The sequence below is a fragment of the Herbaspirillum rubrisubalbicans genome (assembly GCF_003719195.1).
Classification (GTDB): domain Bacteria; phylum Pseudomonadota; class Gammaproteobacteria; order Burkholderiales; family Burkholderiaceae_D; genus Herbaspirillum; species Herbaspirillum rubrisubalbicans.
Genome location: NZ_CP024996.1, coordinates 3,185,759 through 3,210,889 on the forward strand (window position 1 = coordinate 3,185,759; position 25,131 = coordinate 3,210,889).

Below are 25,131 nucleotides of genomic sequence, written 5' to 3' on the forward strand. Positions count from 1 at the left end.
AGGAGATAAGAATGAAAAAAACCTATCAAGCAGCGCGCACGGCCTGGACCGGCCTGCTCGCACTGACCCTGCTCTGCCCACTCACCGTGGCAGCCCAACAGGGTGAGAACGCGGCTTACCAGGCGCTGCGCAAGCGCCTGCCCGAGCAGATCACGAAGGAAGGCCAGATCGTGGCGGTCAATCATGGCTCGTTCCCGCCTTACCTGATCGCCCAAAGTACCTCCTCAGTGCAGGGCGCCTCGGCCGAACTGGCCGAGGCGGTGGCCCAGGTGTGGGGAGTGAAGATCGTGCACCAGTCTGTCAGCGGACTGTCCGCCATCCTGATCGGCATCAAGTCTGGCCGCTACACCCTGGCCTTCGGACCGATCGGCGACTACCCGGAGCGCCAGGCCTCGGTGGACTTCATCGATTTCGTCGAGGAATCCGTGGCCTTTGCGGTACAAAAAGGCAATCCGCAAACCATCAACTCCATCAAGGACACTTGTGGCAAGCGCATCGCCGTCATGGGCGGCGGCTCGGCCGAGAAGGTCATCCATCAGTTCTCCACCGGCTGCGTCAAGCAAGGCCAGCCACCGGTGACGGTACAGATCTACAACGACCAACCCACGGCGCTGCTGTCGGTGCGCTCGGATCGGGCCGATGGCTTCTTTTCTTCCCACGCGCCGCTGAAATACTTCGTCAAGAAAACCCACGGCCAACCGGGCCAGCTGGAACTGGCCGGGGTGGGCGCGGGGAATGGCTTCGGACGCATCTATCAGGGTGCCATCGTCCCCAAGGGCAGCGAATTGGGACCGGTCTTGCTGGACACCATGCGCCTGCTGTTTGAAAACGGCACCTACGAACGGATCATGAAGAAATGGGAGTTGCAGGAACATCTGCTGAAGGCGCCCGGGTTGAACCTGGCCAAGGAGACACCCCAATGAGCGCTACCCGGTCCCTGAACCCCGCGCCGCCGCAGCCAATCGCGATCGACGTGCGCCAGGCACATCTGCCCATCGACAGACTGCACATCGTGATGTGGCTGCTGGCCTTGGCCTGCCTGCTGCGGCTGTTGTGGATGGTGGCGCACAACGAAGCCTTCCAGTGGCCGGTAGTGGCGCACTGGTTGAGTGCGCCCTCGGTATTGCGCGGCCTAGGTGTCACGCTGGGCTTGACGGCCATCTCGATGGTGCTGGGTTCCTTGCTGGGCCTGGTACTGGCCATTGCCAGGCTGTCCAGGACGAGCCTGCTCAGGTACATCGCCGGCCTCTACATCTGGTTCTTCCGCAGCACCCCCTTGCTGGTGCAGTTGATCTTCCTCTACAACATGGCCACGCTGTTCCCGGAAATCTCTGTCGGCCTGCCCTTCGGTCCCACCTGGATCAGCTGGAAAACCAATGACCTGATCACACCGCTGACAGCCGCCATCATCGGCCTCACCCTCAACGAGGCCGCCTACATGGCCGAAATCATCCGGGGCGGGTTGCTCGCGGTCGATCCTCGCCAACTGGAAACCGCACAAGCCTTCGGCGCTTCGCGCTGGTGTGCCTTGCGCCGCATCCTCATCCCGCAGGCGATGCGCTCCATCGTGCCACCGACCGGCAATCAATTGATCAGTATGCTCAAGGCCACTTCGCTGGTGAGCGTGATTGCCATGGGCGATCTGCTGCACTCGGTGCAGACGGTCTACAACCAGACCTTCGAAGTGATTCCCTTGCTGATCGTGGCGGTGTGCTGGTACCTGACGCTGACTTCCCTGCTGAACTGGGTGCAGTCCGCCATCGAGCGCCATTACGGCAAAAGCGAGCGCGATGAGGCGATAGGCCAGGCGCCATCGGGCTCCGCCTCGGCAGAGCGTTCATCTCCGGAGGCATTGGCATGAACAAAGAAGCTATGCAAGACACGCCACTGGTGGTAATCCGGGACGTACACAAGCGCTTCGGTGCGCATGAGGTGCTCAAGGGCATCGACATCGACGTTCACACCGGAGAGGTAGTGGTCATCCTCGGTCCCTCGGGCTCGGGCAAGTCCACCCTGCTGCGCTGCATCAATCACCTGGAGAGCATCGACCAGGGCTACATCCTGCTCGACGGTGAGCAGATCGGCTATCGCCAGCACGCTGGCCGGCTGCGCAAGTTGAGCCAGGCCGAGCTGTCTCGGCAGCGGCGCAAGACCGGGATGGTGTTCCAGCAATTCAATCTCTACCCGCATCTGACAGCCTTGCAGAATGTGATGGAAGCGCCCCTGCACGTACACCACCGCGAACGCGGTACGGTCGAGCAAGAAGCCCTGCAACTGCTGGAACAGGTCGGGCTGGGCGCCAAAGCCCATGCCTATCCGCGCCAGTTATCGGGAGGCCAGCAGCAACGGGTGGCCATTGCCCGTGCGCTGGCGGTCAAGCCGCAACTGCTGTTGTTTGACGAACCCACCTCGGCACTGGACCCGGAACTGGTCGGCGAAGTGCTGGCCACCATGCGCAGCCTGGCCGAACAGGGTCTGACCATGATCGTGGTCACGCACGAGATCGGTTTTGCCCGTGAGGCGGCCGACCGCGTGATCTTCATGGATGGCGGCAAGGTACTGGAAGCGGGGCCGCCCGATGAAGTCATTTCCCGTCCTCAGCATGGGCGCACCCGCGCATTCCTGAGTCGCTTCCTGTAGCAACCCGGCAGACCTTGCGTCTGCCTTTCACCTGCACTGCCCTATCCCGATACATCGCCACCGCGCACGCCCGCGCGGCGCGAGGCAAAGACGCGCCTTGCGGTGCTGTGGCTAGGGCCGAAGGTGGACCAGAACAACCTACCTCGAAGTACCGAATACCTTTTTTATCACTCAGGAGATGCACGGCAATTGGCCTTGGGCTATACCTATGGGTTGAGCCCGCGTACCCATCTCTATGGAGGAATGGCGCATATCAGCAACAACAAAAGTGCAAGATTCGGCTTGGCAAGCTTGGCCGAAGGTGGCGCGCCGGATGGTTCGGATCCCATGTTGTATACGGCCGGGGTGAAACATACTTTCTGATCCGGCGAACCTCTCCACTCCGCAGTTTTTGCTGCGCAAAAACAAAAATGCTCTGTTCTTGCGAACAGAGCATTTTATCTGGCGGAGCGGACGGGGCTCTCCTACACAAGCGCAGGCCGCGGAATCGCTTGCAAGCGATTCCCTTCTCGCCCCGCCGGGAGCCGCGCAGGCGGCTCCCTCCACTCCGCAGTTTTTGCTGCGCAAAAACAAAAATGCTCTGTTCTTGCGAACAGAGCATTTTATCTGGCGGAGCGGACGGGGCTCGAACCCGCGACCCCCGGCGTGACAGGCCGGTATTCTAACCAACTGAACTACCGCTCCTAAACTGGTCATGACTGCAAATTGCTGGTGGGCGCTGAGAGGCTCGAACTCCCGACCTAAGCCTTGTAAGGGCTCCGCTCTACCAACTGAGCTAAGCGCCCCGGCAAACTTGACAGTCTCGTTGCTTGCTCTACCTACCGCAGCAACGAAAGAACATTATTTTATAGCATCTTTTAAAGCTTTGCCAGCTTTAAATTTAGGAACTTTCGAGGCCTTGATCTTGATAGCGGCCCCCGTCTGCGGATTACGTCCCGCGCGCGCGGCACGCTTACCCACGGCGAAGGTGCCGAAACCCACCAGGGTCACCGTGCCATTCTTCTTCAACGTGGTCGTCACTGCACCAATGAATGCGTCTACTGCACGTCCCGCCGCTGCCTTGGAAATATCCGCCGCACCGGCAATGTGTTCAACCAGTTCGCCTTTATTCACTTACGCCCCTTGAATGAGTATTTGCTTGGTTTTTGATATCAAGCGACAGCGCCCGGACTCGGCCACGTGACACCGTGATAGAGCCTTCCTCACCATCACTTGCCCGGCGGAAAAAATTTCGCAGCGGCTATTAAACAGGCCGCCTGTCGGCGGTGTCAAGCTGCGTGCTGCACTTGCGGCGATTTTCAGTGAAGCTTTCTGCATCATTCTCACGGCCTGAAATACGAAGCTGCGAGCCATAAAAAAAGCGCCTCTTGCGAGGCGCTTTCCACAGCTTGGATTCGGATTAGACCAGCCGGATCAGTGCTTCACCACCGGATCGGTCGCCCCTTCCTTGGGTGCCACTGCGGCCTCGACGATGGCTTCGTCTTCGCTCAGCGGTACCGGTTGGCGCTCCAGGGCGACTTCCAGGACCTTGTCGATCCAGCGCACCGGGATGATTTCCAGCTTGTTCTTGACGTTGTCCGGAATCTCGGCCAGATCCTTCACATTCTGCTCAGGAATCAACACGGTCTTGATGCCGCCGCGATGCGCCGCCAACAGCTTTTCCTTCAGACCGCCGATGGGCAGCACTTCGCCGCGCAGCGTGATCTCACCGGTCATCGCCACATCAGCACGCACCGGAATACCGCTGAAGATGGACACCAAGGCCGTGGTCATCGCGATACCGGCAGACGGGCCATCCTTCGGAGTCGCGCCTTCCGGCACGTGGATGTGGATGTCGCTCTTCTCGAACACTTCGCTCTTGATGCCGAGCTTGCGTGCACGGCTGCGCACCACGGTGCGTGCCGCTTCGATGGATTCCTTCATCACATCGCCCAAGGTACCGGTGCGGATGATCTGGCCCTTGCCGGGCATGTTCACCGCTTCGATGGTCAGCAGATCGCCGCCCACTTCGGTCCAGGCCAGGCCCACCACCTGGCCGATCTGGTTTTCCTTTTCGGCGATGCCAAAGTCGTAGCGACGCACGCCCAGGAACTTGTCCAGGTTGCGCGAGGTGACGGTGACCTTCTTCTCCTGCTTTTTCAGCAGCAGCAGCTTGACGACCTTGCGGCAGATCTTGGAGACTTCGCGTTCCAGCGAACGCACACCGGCTTCACGGGTGTAGTAGCGAATGATGTCGCGGATGGCCGATTCAGCCACGCTGATCTCACCTTCCTTCAGGCCGTTGTTCTTGATCTGCTTGGGCAGCAGGTAGCGCTGCGCAATGCTGGTCTTCTCGTCCTCGGTGTAACCCGACAGGCGGATCACTTCCATCCGGTCCAGCAGCGCCGGCGGGATGTTGAACGAGTTCGAGGTCGCCACGAACATCACGTCCGAGAGGTCGAAATCGACTTCGATATAGTGGTCGGAGAAGGTATGGTTCTGCTCAGGATCCAGCACTTCCAGCAAGGCCGACGACGGGTCACCACGGAAATCCATGCCCAGCTTGTCGATTTCATCCAGCAAGAACAACGGGTTGCGCACGCCGACCTTGGACAGGCTCTGCAGGATCTTGCCCGGCATGGAACCGATGTAGGTGCGACGATGGCCGCGGATCTCGGCCTCGTCACGTACGCCACCCAGTGCCATGCGCACGAACTTGCGGTTAGTCGCACGGGCAATCGACTGGCCCAGCGAGGTCTTGCCCACGCCCGGGGGGCCGACGAAGCACAGGATAGGTGCCTTCAGCTTATCCACGCGCTGCTGCACGGCGAGGTATTCCAGAATGCGTTCCTTGACCTTTTCCAGGCCGTAGTGATCGCCTTCCAAGACCTTCTCGGCATTGGGCAGGTCGTTGTTGACCTTGGACTTCTTCTTCCAGGGCAGCGCGACCAGGGTGTCGATGTAGTTGCGCACCACGGTGGCTTCAGCCGACATGGGCGACATCAACTTCAGCTTCTTGAGCTCGGACTGGGCCTTTTCCAGGGCTTCCTTGGGCATCTTGGCAGCGACGATCTTCTTTTCCAGCTCTTCCAGATCGGCACCGTCTTCGCCTTCGCCCAGCTCCTTCTGGATGGCCTTGACCTGTTCGTTCAGGTAGTACTCGCGCTGCGACTTTTCCATCTGGCGCTTGACGCGGCCACGGATGCGCTTTTCCACCTGCAGGATATCCAGTTCGCCTTCCAGCTGGCCCAGCAGATGCTCGTAGCGTTTGGTGACGTTGAATATCTCCAGGATCACCTGCTTCTGCTCCAGCTTCAGCGGCAGATGCGCGGCGATGGTGTCGGCCAGGCGGCCAGCGTCGTCGATCCCGGCCAGCGAGGTCAGGATCTCGGGCGGGATCTTCTTGTTCAGTTTCACGTACTGGTCGAACTGCTGCACGATGGTGCGGCGCATGGCTTCGACTTCAGCCTCGTCGCCCTGCTCGGATTCGACCGGGGTCAGGTCGGCGACGAAGTGAGTTTCCAGTTCGCTGATGTGGTGGATGCGTGCGCGCTGCGCGCCTTCGACCAGCACCTTCACGGTACCGTCGGGCAGCTTCAGCATCTGCAGGATGTTGGCCACGCAGCCGATTTCGTAGATATCCTCGGCCGAGGGTTCATCCTTGGCGGCGGCCTTCTGGGCGGCCAGCATGATGCTCTTGCCTTGCTCCATGGCCGCTTCCAGCGCCTTGATCGACTTCGGGCGGCCGACGAAGAGCGGAATCACCATATGCGGGAAGACAACCACATCCCGTAAGGGCAACAGCGGCAATTGCGATTGTTCTGTGAGTATAGGAGTCGTCATGGCGGGCCTTATCAATAAGTACTGTGAATGATGTTGGCACGAGTGACCAAAACACAAGTCCGGCAAACTAAATATTCACCGGTTGCGCGTTGTCATGATCGCAACAAAATAAAAAGCCACACGCGAAGCTAACTCCGGGTGGCTTTTCGATGGAAGCCAGTTCATGTGCGCCGGTTTATTTTACCGTGTTTGCGGTGACCGGACTTCGGGTGGCTTCTTGCTACCAGAAAACCACCCCGATGACCCGGGGCGGTTTTCCTGTTCCTTGCAGGCGCTGGGCAATCAACCGCCCGACACCTTGGGCTGGTCGTGATAAATCAGCAGCGGCTTGGCGCCATTGGTGATGGTGTTTTCATCGACCACCACCTTGGCCACGTTCTGCTCGCTGGGCAGTTCATACATCACGTCCAGCAGTGCGTGCTCCAGGATGGAACGCAGGCCGCGCGCGCCGGTCTTGCGGGCCAGCGCCTTCTTGGCGATGGCGTGCATGGCTGCCGGACGGATTTCCAGCTCGGCGCCTTCCATCTGCAGCAGCTTGGCGTATTGCTTGATGAGCGCGTTCTTGGGCTCGATCAGGATCTGGATCAGGGCTTCTTCATCCAGCTCGTTCAAGGTAGCAATGACCGGCAGACGGCCGACCAGTTCCGGGATCAGGCCGAACTTGACCAGATCTTCCGGTTCAGCGTTCAACAGCACTTCCGAATTGCTCTTCTGGGACTGGCTCTTGACGCTGGCCGAAAAACCGATGCCGCTCTTTTCGGAGCGATCGGAGATGATCTTGGCCAAGCCATCGAAGGCACCGCCGCAGATGAACATGATGTTGGTCGTGTCGATCTGCACGAAGTCCTGATTCGGATGCTTGCGGCCACCTTGCGGAGGCACCGATGCCATGGTGCCTTCGATCAGCTTCAGCAAGGCCTGCTGTACGCCTTCACCCGACACGTCACGGGTGATCGACGGGTTATCCGACTTGCGGGAAATCTTGTCGATCTCGTCGATATAGACGATGCCCTTCTGGGCTTTCTCGACTTCGTAATTGCAGTTCTGCAGCAGCTTCTGGATGATGTTTTCCACGTCCTCGCCGACATAGCCAGCTTCGGTCAACGTGGTCGCGTCAGCGATCACGAAGGGAACGTTGAGCATCCGTGCCAGGGTTTGCGCCAGGAGCGTCTTGCCGGAGCCGGTGGGGCCGACCAGCAGGATGTTGCTCTTGGCCAGCTCGACATCATCCTTCTTGCCGAGGTGCTTCAGACGCTTGTAGTGGTTGTAGACCGCCACCGACAGGATGCGCTTGGCCGTAGCCTGTCCGATCACGTACTGATCCAGCAGGTCGGTGATTTCCTGCGGGGTCGGCAAATCCGACTTGGCGCCGGTCACGCTTTCCACGCTGGCGGCTTCATCACGGATGATGTCATTGCACAGGTCGATGCATTCGTCGCAGATGAAGACCGAAGGACCGGCGATGAGCTTCTTGACTTCATGCTGGCTCTTGCCGCAGAAGGAGCAGTAAAGCAGTTTTTCGCCGCTGGAAGATTTTTTCTCAGACATAGAGCTACTAGGATAGAAGTTACGACCCGATCATACCCGTGAAATCCGGATTCGTCACGGCTTGGTCATTTTTGCTGTCCCAAAATGCTTCACAGGACTGCCGTATGACCGTTATATGCCAGCACAGGTGCCATTTATCAAGCAAACAGAGCCAGAAAAGCCGCTCTGTGCCAATTTCGTCAAAATTTGCATAAAAAAAGCCCGAACGATTACGGTTCGGGCTTCTTCCAGGCGTTTTGCAACGCCGCAATACGACAAACTCAAGCGCGCTGGGTCAGCACCTGGTCGATCAGGCCATATTCCGCGGCGGCCTCGGCCGACATGAAATTGTCGCGATCGGTATCCTTGCTGATCTGCTCGACCGTGCGGCCGGTCTTTTCCGCGAGGATGGTGTTCAGACGTTCGCGCAGGTACAGGATTTCACGTGCCTGGATCTCGATATCCGATGCCTGGCCCTGGGCGCCGCCCAGAGGCTGGTGAATCATGATGCGCGAGTTCGGCAGCGAGAAACGCTTGCCCTTGGCACCAGCGGCCAGCAGGAAGGCGCCCATGGAGGCAGCCAGACCCGTGCACAACGTCGACACCTGCGGCTTGATGAACTGCATGGTGTCGAAGATCGCCATGCCGGCCGAAACCGAACCACCAGGCGAATTGATGTACAGGGAAATGTCCTTGTCCGGGTTTTCGCTTTCCAGGAACAGCAGCTGGGCCACGATCAGGTTGGCCATCGCATCATTGACCGGTCCGACCAGGAAAATGATGCGTTCCTTCAGCAGACGCGAATAGATGTCGTAGGCGCGTTCGCCACGGCCACTCTGTTCGATCACCATCGGCACCATGCCGAGCATTTGGGTATCCAGTGCAGATTGCTTCATCAGACCAGTCATGTATGCATCCTTAAGCGTAAGAGTTTTCTGATACTACTAGAGAAAACCGGATTACGCTTGCGCCTGATTACCCATCAGTTCGTCGAACGAAACCGGCTTTTCCGAGACCTTGGCCTTGCCGAGGACGTAGTTGACGACGTTTTCTTCCAAAACAAGAGCTTCGACTTCGGCCAGACGACGACGGTCGGAGAAGTAGTACTTCAGCACTTGTTGCGGATCTTCGTAGCTCTGGGCGAAGTCTTCGATCTGGGCCTTGACCTGTTCTTCGGTAGCTTCCAGCTTGTTCTGCTTGACCACTTCAGCCAGGATCAGACCCAGGCGCACGCGGCGCTCGGCCTGGGCGGTGAACAGTTCCTTGGGCAGTTGCATACCCTTGGGATCCATGCCGCGCTGGGCCATGTCCTGACGCGCCATTTCGGACAGACGCTCGACGTCCTGGTCGATCAGGGCCTTGGGCACTTCCAGTTCGGACGCCTTGATCAGGGCGTTCATCACGCTGTCCTTGGTCTTGGCCTTGGTGCGGGCGGTGACTTCGCGCTCCAGGTTCTTCTTGATGTCTTCGCGCATCTTGGTCAGATCGCCGTCTTCGATGCCCAGCGATTGAGCGAAGGCGGCATCGACTTCAGGCATGTGCGCCCATTCGATCTTCTTGACGGTGATGGTGAATTCAGCGGTCTTGCCGGCCACATCCTTGCCGTGGTAATCCTCGGGGAAGGCCAGCGGGAAGGTCTTGGCTTCGCCGACCTTCAGGCCGATGGTCGCGGCTTCGAATTCCGGCAACATGCGGCCTTCGCCCAATACGAACGGGAAGGCATCGGCCTTGCCGCCCTGGAATTCCACGCCGTCGATCTTGCCCACGAAGTCCACGGTCACGCGGTCGCCGTTCTGGGCCGACTGGTCGGCGCCACCGTCGCCGTGCGCGCCTTGCTCGCCCTTGACGTGGTAGTGCACGCGCTGCTTGCGCAGGATGTCGATGGTCTTGTCGATTTCAGCGTCGGACACCGATGCGGTGGTCTTCTCGACTTCGGCGCCGGACAGGTCGCCCAGGGTCACTTCCGGGTAGACTTCGAAGGTAGCGTCGAAGGCCAGCTTGCCTTCACCGGCTTCTTCGCTGGTCTTGGGTTCGATGCGCGGGAAACCTGCCACGCGCAGGTTGTTCTCGACGGCGGCGTCATTGAATGCGCGACCGACCTTGTCGTTCAAGACTTCGGTTTCGACCTGGTAGCCGAACTGGGCGGCAACCATCTTCATCGGCACTTTACCCGGACGGAAACCCGGTGCCTTGGCAGTACGGGCGCGCACCTTCAGGCGCTTTTCCACTTCAGCCTGAACATCGGCCAGCGGGAAAGACAGGGTCATACGACGTTCGAGTTTGCTCAGGGTTTCGACTGCAGTTGCCATTTAAATCGTCCAAATGTTAAGAATTCCGTAAGCCGGAGCACGCTGCTTTTCCCCCAATCGATTGACTGCAGACGAAAAGCGCCCTGCCCGGCCGCGCTAAAGCTCGCTATTCTATACGCAAAAAGCGCCGCGAGTCCAAAATTGGGCTGCCCTCGCCACAAACCGGGATCGGCCTGCGCAATCTCCCGCCCGGCCCCGGCTGGCGCGGGTTGAGGCGGAATATGAAGAAACTGCGCATTGCTCGCCAGCAAAAGCCGTCCGTAAAGAATTTAGTGAATTTTTATTATTTCACCGGAATCGGCGTGGCCGGCGACACCGGCACGGCCGTCACCGCGTTCATCGGGCTGCCATCGATGAGCTTGTCCGAATAGGTCAGATAGACCAGGGTATTGCGCTTGGCATCGACCACCCGCACCACGTGCAGGCGCTTGAAGAGAATCGACATGCGCTCGCTGAAGACATCTTCCTGGACCGGCAGCTTGCCCTGGAACTGGATGCTCGGCGCCACCTGACGGCAGGCGATGGACGCCTCCGACTTGTCCTCGGCCAGGCCCACGGTCCCCTTGACGCCACCGGTACGGGCGCGCGACACATAACAGGTCACTCCGACCACCTTGGGATCGTCATAGGCCTCGATGACCACCCGGTCGTTCTTGCCCAGCCAGCGGAAGGCGGTGCTGACGTCAGCCAGCTCCTCGGCCGACGCCGCGTGCGGGACAATGGCGGCCATGGAGCAGACCGAGAGGATCGCCCCCACCAGGGCGCGTGCTTGAAGTTTCATAGGAATACCTGGAAGTGATCAATGAAGGGGATAGACCGGCGCCGCCGCGCATTGTTCAGCTTGCCGGCGGCAATGCATCAATCCTCGATCTTCTGGAAGCGCGGCACCTGCCGGCCATCGACCCCCACCAGTTCAAAGAAGGCCTCGCGCGGACGCAGCCACAGGCGACCATCGGCGGCGCGGTAGATGATCATGGGGGTCAGGTCGGCCTCAAGGATGGCCTCATCGATATATTCATAAATCCCACCCTTGTAGTGACGATAGCGTGTCATGCGAATCCCGGTCGGTCATAAGACAGGCGGCATGGTACTACCGATGGGTGCTGAAGATGAAATGTCCGCGCAGAAAAACGCCCACAGCGGCAACAGCTTGCAGTACAATGGCGCGCTTTGACAAAATGCTACCTGCATCGGTAGCGGCAACTCTGCAGCAAGCCGGCTGCCAGATTGCTATCGCACCGATGCCCGACACCTTCAGCGAGGATGGCGAAATTGGTAGACGCACCAGGTTTAGGTCCTGACGCCAGCAATGGTGTGGGGGTTCGAGTCCCCCTCCTCGCACCAGACAATCCGTTTAAAATCAACAGCTTAAAGAATTTAGACTGTCATTATTTTGGGTATTTTTGATCTATTTAGCACAGGAATGCCAACATAATGACAACCTGCTTCTGCATAGGTGAAACGAAGAGGCCTCTAACGCTCACGCGCTAGAGGCCTTTGATTTTTCCTCTTGGCGACTCAATGGAGAGTCAACGCAGGGGCGGGATTTGTCCGTTATCTACCCTTCAGAATAAGCTGAAAGACAGGCTTATTACCCAAAAGCACGTCTAGCGACTAAGGTCCGCTTCTGGCCGAACCCAGCTGTTCACGCGGGCATAGCAAGTTGGTGCGCCTCAATAGTCACGGAGAGTCACGACCGGCAGCAGTTGACCCGAAGTTGACACAGGAATTTACTGGTCGTACTTCGCCAAGAAGTCGTCAATCTCTTGATCGGCAGCTGCCCATTTGGGGCCACGCGCTTCATACATGCTCACAACCCCAAGTAGTTCTATCAAACTTTCGGCCTGGAAAATCATGCCGTCTTTCTCGGCGTACCAGTCGTCATTTCCGGCTGCGGTAACGATGTAAGCCTTCTGGCTGAGGACGAGGTAGGCCGGGACTTCCACGTTCGCAGCCGCGCACAGGAAAGGTTGGGCTTGAGCCATACATATACTCCAATGCGTCCGAGGTCTGGTTGTCTGAGGGCCACCTGCGTCCGCTTCTGGCCGATTGCGGACTTCTCTAGGCCGCTTTACGAAAGATCCGCCAAGCGCCGAGCAATAGAAGAATTGCGACTACGGAAAATAGGATCATGAAAATAGCATCAGGACTCAATAACGACTTATCCTCAGTTCTGCTGGCGGAATCCTGATATTCCAAGAATAAGCCAGAGGTGCCAGGGCCATAGAAAAGCGCCGCTAGTGCATACGAAACATTGAGTAGCAGTGTCGATGAAACGACAAATAACCACGGCCGGCTGAGGCTGTTCCAAGTAATGCAAGAGAAACCTATTGCGAGCACGGATGGTAGAGCAACGAACAAAGACAGAGAGAACATGAATCCCCTTTTTTGATTTACGTATTTGGCCGCTTCTGGCCGGTAGGTGGCATTCGCATTGCGTCAGGGCAGCTTTGGAGGTTGTTGTGAAACCACACCGCCAGCAACTTCCTGAAGGTAGGCGGTAACGCGCTTTGTAATTTCTCTATCGGGAGAGCGAATCTTTAAGACAAGTGGTTTAACCGATACTGGGTCAACATGGACTTGTTCCTTTTTATTCCTGCCGCGAAGAATTAGTGAGACCTCAGTCCATTGCGTATCGTCTGGATTACGGCTATCACCATCCGAGTCTACGTTCGCCGCTTTCCCCCACAGAAAATCGGCGATTTTATAGTATGCCGGCCTATCGCCAGGGCCTTCGAGATAGAGAAAAAATTCGTCCTGCACGGCGTGATCCCCCTCAAATTTTGAACGTTGCGATAGTCCGCTTCTGGCCGATAGCAGACATCTTAGCTCAAAGAAAAAATGGGGGGCGGATATGGAAGCCTGTGTGCATCCCAGCAAATCATGCGAAGGTGGTTGATGGGCGTGGGGGCAGGATTTGTCCGTTATCTACCCTTCAGAATCAGCTGAAAAATTGCTGGGTACGTCCGCTTCTGGCCGATTGCGGAAAAGAGGCCGTAGACTCAGTCGTACCAAGGCGGGACCATTCCACCGACAAGAAATGCTATCACCGCAGCAGCGGCCAGCAAACCAATAGATATTTTTTCCGGGGAAACGCTCAGCCCAGCCAGAAGGAAGGCCCTGACATTCAGGATGATAGCCCCAGGCAATATGGCAAAGGCTGGATACAAAATCGCTCCCCACCCCACTTGGGCAGCATCATTCAAGAATGCCAGTCCGAACAATGTGAATGCTGGCGGCGCAAAAGGCAGGGCAATGTCGGAGGGTAGCAAAGTCCCATGTTGCCGAATAGATCGCCAGGGTGCGATGAGCGCCATCAGGATCGCCAAGAGAACAATAGTCAGATAGATGTATATCTGCATCATTTGAATTTCTTTAAAGGAGTGGCGGCTTCTGGCCGTCAGCTGCTGTCAGCAACACGTATCGAAGCCAGCGCATTCAGAAAATCTCTTGGCGCGTCAGAATGCTGAGCGAGTCCATCAGCAGCGGTACTCACATAGAAATCGAAGAACTCTGAAACTGCGCCATCACCACGTGCCACATAGGCCGCAGTAAACGCTTCCATGCAACGATATGCATCCCGAAGCGAGATCACTTGGTCGAATTCAGTGTCGTTTAGATCAGTTTTCATATTGTGTCGCAAAGATTAGTGGAGGGCCGCTCTTGGCCGATAGCAGACATCTTAGCTCAAAGAAAAATCGGGGTGGCCGGATGTGGAATCCGGTATGCATCCCAGCAAATCATACGAAGGTGGTTGATGGGCGTGGGGGCGGGATTTGTCCGTTATCTATCCTTCAGAATTAGCTGAAAGATTAATGGAAACGCCCGCCTCTGGCCGTTTGAGGACATCTCAATATAGTCGGCTGGAGGCCCAGTGTATTGCGTCACGCGCATGAATAACGGTCCGTTCCTGTGGGTCAACAAGAACCCCACCTGATATTGACGCAAGCACGCTAGATGCCACAAGTGCTGTCGTCATTCCCAATGGCGCTGAACCGATACAGAACAAAACAGAAAAATCCATCTGCGACTGCAATGCAAGCTCGGATATCTCTTCTGATGAAACACTCATCGCGTAGTATTCAACTCCCGCCAGAACCCCGTCTACGTGGCAAGGAAGAAAGCCAGAAAAGGATAAGACCTCGAAGTCCTCATAGAGGATCGCCCTAGTAAGACCATTGTTTGCATTCTGCACTGTCGGCTACTGGCCGCTAGCGGACGAATTGACTGGCGAAATCGTGAAAGCTATCGGCTATTCGGATGGCGGCCTCAGGCTCCATTCCAATCAGTGGCAACATGTAGACACTCCCTCGTTCATCAAAGGCTAGCACTTCACCTCCGCCATTCCCCGCAAAAGCAATGAAGCCCGGCGCGTACGTTTCGATTTCAATATCCGAATTGCTTTCAGAAATTTCATCCATAGCCCAGAGGCTAACGTAGCCTGGGAGCGCATCATCGACAGTAAACCCTTCGAACAAACCATTTTCTTGAATATAGTCGCGGTAGCTGCTTGGTATCGATGGAAGCATAGTATCTAGCTCATTATTTTGAACGTCGGCTTCTGGCCGGAAGCCGACTTCAAACACTATCGGCCAGAGGCAGTCGGATCCAATAGTACAGGTCGCCAACGGATGCCTGTAGTTGCCCCCGCAATTCAGGACACTCAGACATCGTTAAGTTAGTGATGCTGCAGCCCGTCTGAACTCGCGAGGCGAGCGGTATTTCAGGGCCTTGTGCGGATGGTGCTCATTGTATTGCTCGAAGGCAGAGGCCAGATGTGTGAGCGCCGTGGGCACATCGGGCTTGTCCATGAAGGCGATGTAATCATGTTTCATCGTTTTTACGAACCGCTCCGCCATGCCGTTACTCTGTGGCGAGCGCACGGGCGTGGTCAAGGGCTCCAGTCCCAGCTCGCGCGCGAAGCTGCGTGTGCGATGGTCGATGTAGGCAGAGCCGTTGTCGCTGAGCCATTCAATCACCTCTGGAGTCTGCGTGCTCCCAAACCGCTGCTCTACGGCAGCCAGCATCACGTCGCGCACGACATCCCCGCTATGCCCACCGGTAGTGGCCGCCCAGCTGATGGCCTCACGGTCACAACAATCCAGCGCAAACGTCACTCGCAATGCAGACCCGTCATCGCAACGGAATTCGAAGCCGTCCGAACACCAGCGCGCATTACTTTGCTTGACCGCTACGCTACCATCGTGGCGTCGATTGTCACGTCTCACACCAGGGCGGCGCAGCAGCAACTCGTGCTCTCGCATGACGCGATAGACCCGCTTATGGTTCACGCACGCCTGGCCCAGGGATTCCCGGCTACGTCGCAGCAAAGCCCAGATGCGGCGATAGCCATAGCTCGGCAAGCTCGCAACATGCAGTTCAATCTCTTCGAGCAAGCCGCTGTCGTCGACTTTGCGAACACTGCGGCCATCTCGCCATTCCGGGCTCCGGGCTCGTTTTACTGCCACTGCAGAGCGCGCCACACCGAGAACGTCACAAACCACTTTCATTGGTCGTCCTCCGGCAGCAAGGGCGAGCGCGCAATCAGGTTTTTTGACCGGCCCCATTCGACGGCCTCGCGCAGAATCTCGTTCTCCATGCTCTTCTTGCCCAACAGCCGCTGCAGTTCTTTGATTTCCTTGATGGCCGCGGCCAGCTCCGAGGCCGGCACTACCGTCTCGCCAGCCTTGACGGCAGTCAGACTGCCTTCCTGGTACTGCTTGCGCCAACCAAACACCTGGTTCGCGTTCACCCCGTGTCGCCTGGCAACGGCTGATACGGAAGCTCCAGGAGCCAAGGTCTCCTGGACGATGGCTATTTTCTCTTGGGGCGTGCGTCTTCTGCGACGCTCCGGCTCGGTCAGAATCTCGATATGGTCCACGGTTTGCCTAGTCGTAAAACTGGTCATAAGACTGTCCTCTATTTTAAGAGAGTCTTCGTGTCCTGAGATTCAAGGGGCTATTCCACCAACGCAATTTGCGTTTTCCTCAATACGAATTTTTTCCCGAATCAAAGTCGCTTCAGGTCCAGTTCGCATGGACAGGAAGGATCTGATTAAAGAAGATGTACCACCAAAATGGAATTCATCCGATCAATTAAAAAAACGCCCGCGCGGACGTTTTTCTTTGCTGATCGGCCTCGAAAGAATTTCTACAAAATATTATTGTTCCGGAGCACAGCGCGACCTTTTCCAAAAATATCTCATCACCATGCTGACACCTCTCCCGAGTCATTGCCCACGCTGCAAAACAGCGCTTCCCAACACAGCGCCATTCTGCGGGGAGTGCAAGCTTGACCTGAGGCACGAAAATCCTGACTGAGGCACGAAAATCCTGACCGAGGCCCTCAGGGGCTTTGCACCTATTGCAGCGCTGACGGACCGAATCAGCGACAAAAAATTACGAGAGAACATATATTCGGGAAATGGCTTAAACGAACTTTTCCCCCAGCAGCAAATTACTATCGAGAAACGTTCACTCGACCTGAAAGATATGAAATCGGAAATGAAGGTCCCCATGTTAGGGTAGAAATAAAAAAGGTGTCGCCCTACGATCTGCAAAAAGCACATGTCTGCGAAGACTGCAATCGTGGCTGGATGAGTGATCTTCAAAAGCAAGCAAAACCAATCTTGGTGAGCCTGGTTACTGGCGAATGGCCAGATCTTAATAATGAGCAATGCAGGATTTTGGCCAGATGGTGTGCAATGGTCTCTATCAATCTTGCGAAGCATTTAAATATTGGAATTTTTGAGCCATCCCAGTTGAGAGCGCTCAAATGGGGAGAAATGCCTGAAGGCTTTCACATATCTGCTATGAGGGTTCGATCTCCAGATGGAATGATGGCCGGCTACTTCCATCAAAATCCCGTCGAGGTTCCTGCAGGTTTCATCAAACCTATGACTGAATTGATTTCGACTTTGTTTTGCATAGAGCAGACAGCATTTCTGGTGACAAACATCGCAGGACCTGACACGATACTCAATGACATCCAAAAATACAACGCAGGTCTAGGCAGATTCCCTCGCGAGATTTACCCTACAAACTCTCCGGCCTCCCCAAGCAAAAACGTTTGGCTCACTTCACAGTCGTTACGTGCCTGCGACATTATGTGGGCTCACAAGCCCAATATTCCGGCCATCTATTATGGCGCTAACCCGCAATATCGGATCAGACGGCCTAGCTCCAAATTTGAAGCCATTGATGCGCCGATTAAAGCAAATTAGCACTTCAAACCAACTAACTAATTGCCGTGTGAGCAGGTAGCACATAGCATCATGGCCTCGTCGGCATGATATTTCTCGATGCAGGCATTGAGGTCGTGCACGATGTCGTCGCCTTATCGGCTTCGCGCAATATCCGTACAATTTGCTCATCGCTGTATCGCCTCTTTTTCATGGATTCCTTTCTGATTGAAAGCTATCTTCTCAAATTTTCAGCGGTCCGAACAATCCGGGGCAGGTCAGTCGCTCATCATGCCTCCGATGTGAACAAAACGTCACACACCCTCTCACCATCCCCGCTAGCCCGTGCACAGCCATTGCAGTCACACTCCCTTCTTTGAGCGACCCTCGGTTGCCTCAACTTGTCTTTTTCCCCCTGGCTTCAGCTTGTCAACCAACCAACGGCACTTTCGTGCGATTTACCGAATTATTTCAATCCGATTGAATCGTCGCGGGACCAACAAAACACCAGACCTGCCCGCCCTGTCGCTGCCCGTGGCCAGGGCGGCAGAAAACAGGTCCCCGGGGCGGGACGCTACATGCGATTGCCCTCCCCGTATCACAACGCCATCCATGGCGCACTTGAAAGGGAACCCGTGTCAACAAGCTTAGCCTCCTCTCACTCTTCCACCACTCTTGCAAAACCGATAGACCCCGTCATCACCCGCATCGACGACCGCTTCGTCAGCATCCGGCGCGGCAGCGTTTCCGAAGTCGTGTTCTCACCGATCCGGCCCGGCATCACGCTCTTTGGCAGTGCGCCCCCGGCACCGGTCAGCAAGCCTGCCACGGCATCGCCCGCTCCCGCAGTAGCCATCACAACACCAGCCAGTACACCTGCGGTCACACCGACGGCCATCACCAGCAAACCGACCAGTACAGTCCCTGTCAGTACCGATATACCTCCCCTAACGCCTCCATCGGCCATCATCAGCAAGCCGGTCATTGCGCCGCCCGTGACGCCATACACGCCTCCGATCATTGCACCGCCCATTACGCCAGGGGCTCCCGCGATGCCGGTAGTCAGCAGTGCGCCGCCGCTCACTCCCACGCCAGCGGCCAGCACAGCACCCGCCATGCCGCCGGCCAGTACCAGTACAGCAAACCAGACACCTGCGCCCGCCCCGGCTGACACTGCCCCTCCCATCGACCTGATCGCCCAGGCCAATGCGGCGCGCTATCAGGACAACTTCTACGCCCCCGCCCCCTTCGGCGACGAAGCTCCCAAGTCCAAGAAAGACAAGCCAGCGGTTGCCGCGAAATTCCTCAGCCTGGATGAAGACACGGACGATCTGTCTCTGGAGAGCAGCTTGAGCGGCATCGGCAATGGCCTGGACAATCGCCTCACCGGCAATGAGCAGAACAACATCCTCGACGGCATGGGCGGGGCCGACACCATGATCGGCGGCAAGGGCGATGACAGCTATTACGTGGACAATGCCGGCGACAAGATCGTCGAACAGGCCGGCGAAGGCGTCGATACGCTCTACGCCACGGCCAGCACCACGCTGGTGGCCAATGTGGAGAACCTGGTCCTGCTCGATGCCAGCAAGCCCCAAAGCGCAGTGGTCAATGGCGTCAATGTGCTGGTCTACGGGATGCCCCGTTCCTATCAGCTGGACTACGACCAAGGCGGCGAAGTCGATGGCTACTGGGGAACCTGTGGTGAAACCAGCGTGGCCAACGTGACCCTGATGGGCGGCCATGCCGCCTCCGAAAAAGAAGTGGTCCAGCGCGCCATCAAGGAAAACCTCTGCGATACCGCAGCCGAATCGGCTGACATGCGCGGCGCCACCTCGGAAGACGACCGGCAAGCCTTGCTTCAGGACTTCGGTTTTGCCTCCACCATCGATGAGCAGGTCGATCTCAAGGCGGTGGCCCAGAGCATCAAGGACGGCAAGGGCGTCATCATCAGCGTGAGCGCCAGCAAGCTGTGGGACTTGCATGAAGACAACGAGCAGCACAGCGACCACGCCATCACCGTCACCGGCGTGGCCTGTTCGGCCGCCAGCGGCAAGATCGTCGGCTTCTATATCGCCGACTCCGGGCGCGGCCTGAGCAGCGACATGTGCCGCTTCGTCACGCTGCAGCGCTTGCGCGAGGCCACCAACGTCTATGGGGCTGATACCGTTACCACCGATGACCCCATCAAGCTGGCCAACCAAAACCTGGACGCCACCGGCAATGCACTGGACAACATCCTGGTCGGCAATCGCGGCAACAACGTGCTCACCGGTGGCAAAGGCAACGATCTGCTCATCGGCGGCGCCGGCAATGACAGCTACGCCTTTGCCAAGGGCGATGGACAGGATGTGCTCTATGACCACGACGCGACCAAGGGCAATCTGGATACGCTCACCTTCAGCGACGCCAAACAGAGCAACCTGTGGTTCCGCAAGGCCGGCCGCGACCTGCGCATCGATGTGATGGGTGCAACGGATCAGGTGCTGGTCAAGGATTGGTACGTGGGCGGCGACAGCGGCAGCGACCACCATGTCGAACGCATCAAGACCGCCGATGGCAAGACCCTCTACGACAGCGACGTCGACAAGCTGGTGCAAGCCATGGCCAGCTTCGCGCCGCCAGCGGCCACCCAGACCAGTTGGCCGACCACCCAGGGCGGCAATGGCAAGGTGCTGCTGACCATCAGTCATTGAGCCTGCGGGCCGGGCTGTCCAGTCGGTGTGGGTAGCTTGGAGATGTCGAAAGAAAGCTTCACCTGCCGCCAACAGGGATGCCGTCTCAGGGCGGTATCCCGGCCTGGCCTGCAAAAACCTTCATATCGTGGCGAAATTGGCCTGATCCAGGGCCCTTCGCACCAGTTGCAGCCGGTTTCATCGTCCTCCCGCACTTAACTGCTACAATCCGCGCCTTTGCCGGCCATGCTGCCGTGCCGTCTCATCATCGGAGGACCACCCATGCCCACCCAGGAAGAATTCGACGCCTTGAAGCAAAGCCACCACGCGCTGCTCAACAAGTTCATCGAAAACAATACCGCCGACCAGATCCTGTTCTCCACCCTCTTCACGGCTGCCGCCGTGCTGTCCAAGGATGGCAAGCAGTTCACCGCAGGCGCCATGGGCATCGCCCGCTCGCTGGCCGCGCAACTCGATGCCGGGGGCACCATGCCCAAGGCGCTGCTGGAGACGGTGGAAACCCGCATCGCCACCATCGAGGCGCTGCTCAAGGACAAGTTCGACTAAGCCCGGCCCCGTCCGCATCCTCCCTACGAGCTACTCTGATGGCCGTCGATCACTACGAGAACTTCCCGGTCGCCTCACTCCTGCTGCCAGCCCGCCTGCGGCCAGCGGTGGCCGCCATCTATGCCTTTGCCCGCAGCGCCGACGACATTGCCGACGAAGGTGAAGCCAGCAGCGCCGAACGCCTGGCTGCGCTGCAAGCCTATGAGGCCCAGCTCGACCTGATCGCGGCCCAGGTGCCGTGTACCCTGCCGCTGTTGCAGCGCCTGCAACAGACCATCGCGCAATACGCCCTGCCCTTGCAGCCCTTGCGCGACCTGCTCTCGGCCTTCCGGCAAGATGTGGTGACCACGCGTTACCCGCATTACCAGGACTTGCTGGACTATTGCCGTCGCTCCGCGAACCCGGTGGGAACCTTGATGCTTCACCTTTACGGCGCAGCAAATGAAGAGAATCTGCGCGATTCAGACGCCATCTGCAGTGCCCTGCAATTGATCAACTTCTTGCAAGACATCGCCATCGACTGGCAAAAGGCGCGCATCTACCTTCCGCTGGAAGACCTGGAACGCTTTGGCGTCAGTCAGGACGATATCGCCCAAGCCTGCGTGGATCTCCGCTGGCAACAACTGATGCATTTCCAGACCGAACGCGCGCGCGCCCTGATGCTCGCGGGCGCACCGCTGGCCAAACGGCTGCCGGGCCGCATCGGGCTGGAATTGCGGATGGTGGTGCAAGGCGGCCTGCGGATCCTGGAGCGCATCGAGGCGGTGCAAGGGGATGTCTTCCATCATCGCCCCAAGCTGGGCAAGCTGGACTGGCTGCTGGTGGGCTGGCGCGGCCTGCGGATGTAAGGGATGTAAGGGACGTAAGCTGCGCCCGGCAAAAAGCCCCGGCTGGCACGCAGGCCAGGCGGGGCTTTGGCAGCCTATCAGGACAATGCGGCGGGATCAGACCAGCAAGGCCGCCGTCAAGGTACGGATCTGCTCTTCCGAATCGTCCAGCATCTCGCGCAGGGAATGGTCGCCGATGTAGTCATCGACCGGGTTCTCGCCACCGATGCCGGCCTCGGCCACCACGGTACGATGCAGCGGCGACGGCACCGGCGAGAGTTCCTTGGCCAGCAACAGCACGTCGCCGATGGTCTGCGGCGGCAGCACGCGCACCCCGTGCCAGAGCGATTCGATGGCGTCCACCACCGGCTGGGGCACGCCGAGCTTCTTGAGCACGGCACGGCCGATCATCTTTTCGCCATATTCCATCCAGTCTTCGGTGCCGCCGTCAAGCAGCCCCGGGAAGTCATCTGTGCGTGAGAGCAGGTAGAAGCCGCCCACCTCATGCACGATGCCGGCGAACATGGCCGTTTCCGGATCGGCCTTGGTCAGTTTGGAGGTGAGCACATAGGAGATTGCCGCGACGTGGGCACAGTGCTCCCACAACTGGGCCGACTTGATGCGCATACCGGGGTTGTTGATGGTGCGGCCGAGCTGGCGCACGATCACCGAGGTGGTGATGGTGTTGAGGGTCCGAAAACCCAGGCGCATGACGGCGGCGCGCACATTGTTGATCTCCCCGCCGGAACGGTTGTAGGCCGCCGAGTTGGCAATGGCCACGGTGCGCGCCGAGACCAGCGGCTCGGCCATCACCAGCTTGGCGGCCAGCTCCAGGTGGCAGTCGGGGTCGGCCAGCGCCTTTTGCAGCTTGATCGAGGCACTGACGTTGGCGGGGAATACCAGCTCGCCGCGGCCTGCCTGCGAAGCGATATTGCGAAAGATTTCCAGTCTGTCCATGATGTCTCCTGCCTCCAGAATGCCGTCCCGGAGGGGTGGGGTTGCCGATTTGCTACGCCCTGCGAGATGGCCGACCCGCGCGGCGCGCTGCGCTTGATCCTGCTCCCTCTGATTATCGGCAACATTCAGCCGGATTTGATGGGATGTGAATTTGTTTTCCGGGATTACCTTGGCTTGAGCTTAAAGGACAACGCGGGTAGCCGCAATAGAAGCCTGACCGAAGTACGCACGGCACCAGCCGGCATTTGCCCTGCGCTGCGCACTCGGCTAGCATAGCGCCTTTGCCGAAAGGCGCCGAAATGGCTGCCCCGGCCCGCCTCCACCGCCGCCACGCACCCATGTCTCCAGACGAATACTGCCAGCAGAAGGCCGCCGCCAGCGGTTCCAGTTTTTACTACAGCTTCCTGTTCCTGCCGCCGCCGCGCCGGCTGGCCATTACGGCGCTGTATGCCTTTTGCCGCGAAGTCGACGATACCGTCGATGAAATCGAAGATCCGATGGTGGCCCGCACCAAGCTGATGTGGTGGCGCAAGGAAATCGCCGCCATGCTGGAAGGCCAGCCGACCCATCCGGTGACCAAGGCCCTGCATCCACACATGGCCAGCTACCAGCTCAAGGGCGAGCACCTGCAAGCCATCATCGATGGCATGGAAATGGACCTGGACCAGAGCCGCTACCTCGACTATCCCGGCCTGCAGCGCTATTGCTGGCATGTGGCCGGCGTGGTGGGGGTGCTCTCGGCCAGCATCTTCGGCCATACCCAGCCCGGCACCCTGCTCTTTGCCGAAAAGCTGGGACTGGCGTTCCAGCTCACCAATATCATCCGCGACGTCGGCGAGGATGGTCGCAAGGGCCGCATCTACCTGCCGGTCAACGAGTTGCAGCAATTCAACGTGACCGCCGCCGACATCCTCAACGCCCGCCACAGCGAGCGTTTCCAGGCATTGATGAAGTTCCAGGTGGAACGCGCCCAGGCGGTCTATGACGAAGCCTTTGCGCTGCTGCCCAAGGAAGACCGCCGCGCCCAGCGCCCCGGCCTGATGATGGCCGCCATCTACCGCACCTTGCTCGATGAAATCGCCCGCGACGGCTACCAGGTGCTCAACCAGCGCATTTCCCTGACGCCCATCCGCAAGCTGTGGCTGGCCTGGAAGACCTATGTCTTCGGCTGAACGCCACGCTTGCTCACTCCATGCATAACGCCCCACGCCACCATGCCGTGATCGGCGCCGGCTGGGCCGGCTGCGCTGCGGCCGTGGCGCTGGCCGCGGGCGGCCATCGGGTCAGCCTGTTCGAGGCTGCGCGTACCCTGGGCGGGCGGGCACGCCGGGTGGAACTGGATGGGCAGGTGCTGGACAATGGCCAGCACATCCTGCTGGGCGCATATCGCGCCACCCTGGCGCTGATGAAACAGGTCGGGGTCGATCCAGCCAGGGCGCTGCTGCGTCTGCCCTTGCAGATGCGCTACCCGCTGGCTGCCGGCAGCGAGGGCATGGATTTCGTCGCCCCACGCCTGCCGGCGCCCTGGCACCTGGCGGTGGCCCTGTGGCGCGCCAAGGGGCTGGCCCGCGACGACAAGATGGCGCTGGCGCGCTTTTCCACCACGGCGCGCTGGATGGGTTGGCAATTGCACCAGGATTGCAGCGTGACCGAGCTGCTGGAGCGCTTTGAACAGACCCCGCGCCTGATCCGCCTGATGTGGCGCCCGTTGTGCATCGCCGCCTTGAATACCGCACCGGAGCAGGCCTCGGCCCAAGTTTTCCTGAACGTCTTGCGCGACAGCCTGGGCGCGCGCCGGGCCGCCTCCGACATGCTGATCCCGCGCCTGGACCTGGGCGCGCTGCTGCCCGATGCCGCTGCCACCTACCTGGAGCAGCGCGGCGCACTGGTGCACACCGGCGTGATGGTCAGCCGCCTGCTGCCGGGCAATGAAGCACATACCTGGCGCCTGCAAGACCGCGCCGGCGAGAGTCTGGGCCAGTTCGCCGGGGTGGTGCTGGCCACGGGGCCAGAGGCTGCCGCGCAGTTACTGGCGGGCCAGCATGACACCGGCTTGCTGCAGGCGCTGCAGCATGAGCCCATCACCACCTGCTACCTGCAATACCCGGATAGCGTGCGCCTGCCCGCGCCCTTCCTGGCCTTGGCCGATGATGCGCCGCGCCAGGCCTGGGGGCAGTTCGTCTTCGATCGCGGGCAATTGGGCGGCCAGGCGGGCTGTCTGGCGGTGGTGGTCAGTGCAGCCGGCCAGGCCATTGCCGAGGGTCACGCGGCCCTCGCGGCTGGCATCACGCGCCAACTGGCGACCGACTTTGCCCTGCCGGCGCTGGCCACGCCACAGTGGCGCCGGGTCATCACCGAAAAGCGCGCCACCTTTGCCTGCACGCCCGGCCTGCAACGTCCCGACAATGCCGCCATGCCAGCCGGTCTGGCGCTGGCTGGGGATTATGTGGCCGGCGACTATCCGGCCACGCTGGAAGGGGCCGTGCGCAGCGGCTTGGCCGCAGCCCGCCTGCTCATCGCCTAGCCGCCTAGCCGCCCCCAAAATTTTCATCGGTGATGCAAAGGGATTCACCCCAAGGCTCTTGGGGATGCACTAGGATGTAGGTCAATCTGCAGTTCCCCGTCCG

The 25,131-nt window shown here is 58.8% G+C and carries 25 protein-coding genes and 3 tRNA genes; 11 read left to right on the plus strand and 17 right to left on the minus strand.

The features are described from left to right. Positions 1-11 precede the first annotated feature (11 nt). From RC54_RS14230 to RC54_RS14240, 3 genes are read left to right on the plus strand one after another with little or no spacing between them, the layout of a single operon-like run. Entirely contained in the window at positions 12-923 is a 912-nt protein-coding gene (locus RC54_RS14230; RefSeq protein WP_058895781.1) for an ABC transporter substrate-binding protein, read from the plus strand. Further along, positions 920-1,861, plus strand: a complete 942-nt coding sequence (locus RC54_RS14235; protein ID WP_061790129.1) for an amino acid ABC transporter permease — start codon at positions 920-922, stop codon at positions 1,859-1,861. The genes RC54_RS14230 and RC54_RS14235 overlap by 4 nt, the downstream gene beginning before the upstream one ends. Next, the gene (locus RC54_RS14240) at positions 1,858-2,640 is read left to right on the plus strand and encodes an amino acid ABC transporter ATP-binding protein (RefSeq protein WP_058895783.1); all 783 of its coding nucleotides are present in this window, start codon (positions 1,858-1,860) and stop codon (positions 2,638-2,640) included. Before RC54_RS14235 ends, RC54_RS14240 begins: the two co-directional genes overlap by 4 nt. A gap of 607 nt (positions 2,641-3,247) precedes the next feature. Here RC54_RS14240 and RC54_RS14250 read toward each other — a convergent pair. The 9 genes from RC54_RS14250 to RC54_RS14295 form a co-directional block, all read right to left on the minus strand. Next, positions 3,248-3,324: transfer RNA gene (locus RC54_RS14250), tRNA-Asp, on the minus strand. Positions 3,325-3,349: 25 nt separating this feature from the next. After that, positions 3,350-3,425: transfer RNA gene (locus RC54_RS14255), tRNA-Val, on the minus strand. 55 nt (positions 3,426-3,480) lie between these two features. Beyond that, positions 3,481-3,753 (minus strand): HU family DNA-binding protein, encoded by a 273-nt coding sequence (locus RC54_RS14260; protein ID WP_017450395.1) that lies wholly within the window; start codon positions 3,751-3,753, stop codon positions 3,481-3,483. Between the two features lie 300 nt (positions 3,754-4,053). Beyond that, the gene (gene lon, locus RC54_RS14270) at positions 4,054-6,462 is read right to left on the minus strand and encodes an endopeptidase La (protein ID WP_058895786.1); all 2,409 of its coding nucleotides are present in this window, start codon (positions 6,460-6,462) and stop codon (positions 4,054-4,056) included. Positions 6,463-6,744: 282 nt separating this feature from the next. Then, complete coding sequence (clpX, locus tag RC54_RS14275; RefSeq protein ID WP_058895787.1) at positions 6,745-8,010, minus strand: ATP-dependent Clp protease ATP-binding subunit ClpX; 1,266 nt, start codon at positions 8,008-8,010, stop codon at positions 6,745-6,747. Positions 8,011-8,270: 260 nt separating this feature from the next. Further along, entirely contained in the window at positions 8,271-8,897 is a 627-nt protein-coding gene (gene clpP / locus RC54_RS14280; protein ID WP_008329424.1) for an ATP-dependent Clp endopeptidase proteolytic subunit ClpP, read from the minus strand. 51 nt (positions 8,898-8,948) lie between these two features. Continuing rightward, positions 8,949-10,298, minus strand: a complete 1,350-nt coding sequence (gene tig / locus RC54_RS14285) for a trigger factor (protein ID WP_017454807.1) — start codon at positions 10,296-10,298, stop codon at positions 8,949-8,951. A gap of 283 nt (positions 10,299-10,581) precedes the next feature. Next, the gene (locus RC54_RS14290) at positions 10,582-11,079 is read right to left on the minus strand and encodes a CreA family protein (RefSeq protein WP_061790127.1); all 498 of its coding nucleotides are present in this window, start codon (positions 11,077-11,079) and stop codon (positions 10,582-10,584) included. A gap of 77 nt (positions 11,080-11,156) precedes the next feature. Further along, positions 11,157-11,351 (minus strand): DUF1653 domain-containing protein, encoded by a 195-nt coding sequence (locus tag RC54_RS14295; protein ID WP_061790126.1) that lies wholly within the window; start codon positions 11,349-11,351, stop codon positions 11,157-11,159. 204 nt (positions 11,352-11,555) lie between these two features. Here RC54_RS14295 and RC54_RS14300 point away from each other — a divergent pair. Next, positions 11,556-11,642: transfer RNA gene (locus RC54_RS14300), tRNA-Leu, on the plus strand. A gap of 386 nt (positions 11,643-12,028) precedes the next feature. On the opposite strand, the gene RC54_RS14305 is transcribed toward RC54_RS14300, so the two are convergent. The 6 genes from RC54_RS14305 to RC54_RS14325 form a co-directional block, all read right to left on the minus strand. Then, on the minus strand, positions 12,029-12,283 hold the full coding sequence (locus RC54_RS14305) for a hypothetical protein (protein ID WP_061790125.1): 255 nt from the start codon (positions 12,281-12,283) through the stop codon (positions 12,029-12,031). 454 nt (positions 12,284-12,737) lie between these two features. Continuing rightward, positions 12,738-13,061: a hypothetical protein gene (locus RC54_RS25305; protein ID WP_156481322.1), complete on the minus strand. Its 324-nt coding sequence runs from the start codon at positions 13,059-13,061 to the stop codon at positions 12,738-12,740. Between the two features lie 239 nt (positions 13,062-13,300). Then, on the minus strand, positions 13,301-13,663 hold the full coding sequence (locus RC54_RS14310; protein ID WP_061790124.1) for a hypothetical protein: 363 nt from the start codon (positions 13,661-13,663) through the stop codon (positions 13,301-13,303). 35 nt (positions 13,664-13,698) lie between these two features. After that, entirely contained in the window at positions 13,699-13,929 is a 231-nt protein-coding gene (locus RC54_RS14315) for a hypothetical protein (protein ID WP_123020455.1), read from the minus strand. Positions 13,930-14,509: 580 nt separating this feature from the next. Further along, complete coding sequence (locus tag RC54_RS14320; protein ID WP_156481321.1) at positions 14,510-14,884, minus strand: SMI1/KNR4 family protein; 375 nt, start codon at positions 14,882-14,884, stop codon at positions 14,510-14,512. Between the two features lie 87 nt (positions 14,885-14,971). Continuing rightward, positions 14,972-16,206, minus strand: a protein-coding gene (locus tag RC54_RS14325; protein WP_123020437.1) for an IS3 family transposase whose coding sequence is annotated in 2 segments (ribosomal slippage) — positions 14,972-15,846 and positions 15,846-16,206 — 1,236 coding nt in all. Because the reading frame shifts where the segments join, the coding sequence is not laid out codon by codon here. A 127-nt stretch (positions 16,207-16,333) separates the two neighbouring features. Between RC54_RS14325 and RC54_RS25310 the strand changes: the two genes are divergently transcribed. Beyond that, entirely contained in the window at positions 16,334-16,618 is a 285-nt protein-coding gene (locus tag RC54_RS25310; protein ID WP_156481288.1) for a hypothetical protein, read from the plus strand. 218 nt (positions 16,619-16,836) lie between these two features. Further along, positions 16,837-17,520, plus strand: coding sequence for a hypothetical protein (locus RC54_RS25315; RefSeq protein ID WP_156481287.1), 684 nt, complete (start codon positions 16,837-16,839; stop codon positions 17,518-17,520). Positions 17,521-18,136: 616 nt separating this feature from the next. Here RC54_RS25315 and RC54_RS14330 read toward each other — a convergent pair. Continuing rightward, a complete protein-coding gene (locus tag RC54_RS14330; protein WP_156481286.1) occupies positions 18,137-18,463 on the minus strand; it encodes a hypothetical protein in 327 nt (108 codons plus the stop codon). A gap of 67 nt (positions 18,464-18,530) precedes the next feature. Here RC54_RS14330 and RC54_RS14335 point away from each other — a divergent pair, with 67 nt between their 5' ends. The 3 genes from RC54_RS14335 to hpnC all read left to right on the plus strand — a co-directional run bounded on the left by RC54_RS14335 (position 18,531) and on the right by hpnC (position 21,568). Continuing rightward, entirely contained in the window at positions 18,531-20,174 is a 1,644-nt protein-coding gene (locus RC54_RS14335) for a calcium-binding protein (RefSeq protein ID WP_244216349.1), read from the plus strand. A 261-nt stretch (positions 20,175-20,435) separates the two neighbouring features. Further along, positions 20,436-20,720 carry a hypothetical protein gene (locus RC54_RS14340; RefSeq protein WP_044530119.1) on the plus strand — a complete coding sequence of 95 codons (285 nt, stop codon included), beginning with the start codon at positions 20,436-20,438 and terminating at the stop codon, positions 20,718-20,720. 38 nt (positions 20,721-20,758) lie between these two features. Next, entirely contained in the window at positions 20,759-21,568 is an 810-nt protein-coding gene (hpnC, locus tag RC54_RS14345) for a squalene synthase HpnC (RefSeq protein ID WP_061789557.1), read from the plus strand. A gap of 96 nt (positions 21,569-21,664) precedes the next feature. On the opposite strand, the gene RC54_RS14350 is transcribed toward hpnC, so the two are convergent. Beyond that, positions 21,665-22,504, minus strand: coding sequence for an HDOD domain-containing protein (locus RC54_RS14350; RefSeq protein WP_058895797.1), 840 nt, complete (start codon positions 22,502-22,504; stop codon positions 21,665-21,667). A gap of 338 nt (positions 22,505-22,842) precedes the next feature. Here RC54_RS14350 and hpnD point away from each other — a divergent pair, with 338 nt between their 5' ends. Next, positions 22,843-23,676, plus strand: coding sequence for a presqualene diphosphate synthase HpnD (gene hpnD, locus RC54_RS14355; RefSeq protein ID WP_044530120.1), 834 nt, complete (start codon positions 22,843-22,845; stop codon positions 23,674-23,676). Positions 23,677-23,696: 20 nt separating this feature from the next. Further along, a complete protein-coding gene (gene hpnE / locus RC54_RS14360; protein WP_061789556.1) occupies positions 23,697-25,028 on the plus strand; it encodes a hydroxysqualene dehydroxylase HpnE in 1,332 nt (443 codons plus the stop codon). Positions 25,029-25,131: the final 103 nt, after the last annotated feature.

Coding starts and splice junctions, on each gene's coding strand:
- RC54_RS14230 (WP_058895781.1), top strand. CDS start 12: ATGAAAAAAACCTATCAAGCAGCGCGCACGGCCTGGACCGGCCTGCTC.
- RC54_RS14235 (WP_061790129.1), top strand. CDS start 920: ATGAGCGCTACCCGGTCCCTGAACCCCGCGCCGCCGCAGCCAATCGCG.
- RC54_RS14240 (WP_058895783.1), top strand. CDS start 1,858: ATGAACAAAGAAGCTATGCAAGACACGCCACTGGTGGTAATCCGGGAC.
- lon (WP_058895786.1), bottom strand. CDS start 6,462: ATGACGACTCCTATACTCACAGAACAATCGCAATTGCCGCTGTTGCCC.
- clpX (WP_058895787.1), bottom strand. CDS start 8,010: ATGTCTGAGAAAAAATCTTCCAGCGGCGAAAAACTGCTTTACTGCTCC.
- clpP (WP_008329424.1), bottom strand. CDS start 8,897: ATGACTGGTCTGATGAAGCAATCTGCACTGGATACCCAAATGCTCGGC.
- tig (WP_017454807.1), bottom strand. CDS start 10,298: ATGGCAACTGCAGTCGAAACCCTGAGCAAACTCGAACGTCGTATGACC.
- RC54_RS14290 (WP_061790127.1), bottom strand. CDS start 11,079: ATGAAACTTCAAGCACGCGCCCTGGTGGGGGCGATCCTCTCGGTCTGC.
- RC54_RS14295 (WP_061790126.1), bottom strand. CDS start 11,351: ATGACACGCTATCGTCACTACAAGGGTGGGATTTATGAATATATCGAT.
- RC54_RS14305 (WP_061790125.1), bottom strand. CDS start 12,283: ATGGCTCAAGCCCAACCTTTCCTGTGCGCGGCTGCGAACGTGGAAGTC.
- RC54_RS14310 (WP_061790124.1), bottom strand. CDS start 13,663: ATGATGCAGATATACATCTATCTGACTATTGTTCTCTTGGCGATCCTG.
- RC54_RS14315 (WP_123020455.1), bottom strand. CDS start 13,929: ATGAAAACTGATCTAAACGACACTGAATTCGACCAAGTGATCTCGCTT.
- RC54_RS25310 (WP_156481288.1), top strand. CDS start 16,334: ATGGACAGGAAGGATCTGATTAAAGAAGATGTACCACCAAAATGGAAT.
- RC54_RS14330 (WP_156481286.1), bottom strand. CDS start 18,463: ATGACCGGCTTGCTGATGATGGCCGATGGAGGCGTTAGGGGAGGTATA.
- RC54_RS14335 (WP_244216349.1), top strand. CDS start 18,531: ATGCCGGTAGTCAGCAGTGCGCCGCCGCTCACTCCCACGCCAGCGGCC.
- RC54_RS14340 (WP_044530119.1), top strand. CDS start 20,436: ATGCCCACCCAGGAAGAATTCGACGCCTTGAAGCAAAGCCACCACGCG.
- hpnC (WP_061789557.1), top strand. CDS start 20,759: ATGGCCGTCGATCACTACGAGAACTTCCCGGTCGCCTCACTCCTGCTG.
- RC54_RS14350 (WP_058895797.1), bottom strand. CDS start 22,504: ATGGACAGACTGGAAATCTTTCGCAATATCGCTTCGCAGGCAGGCCGC.
- hpnD (WP_044530120.1), top strand. CDS start 22,843: ATGTCTCCAGACGAATACTGCCAGCAGAAGGCCGCCGCCAGCGGTTCC.
- hpnE (WP_061789556.1), top strand. CDS start 23,697: ATGCATAACGCCCCACGCCACCATGCCGTGATCGGCGCCGGCTGGGCC.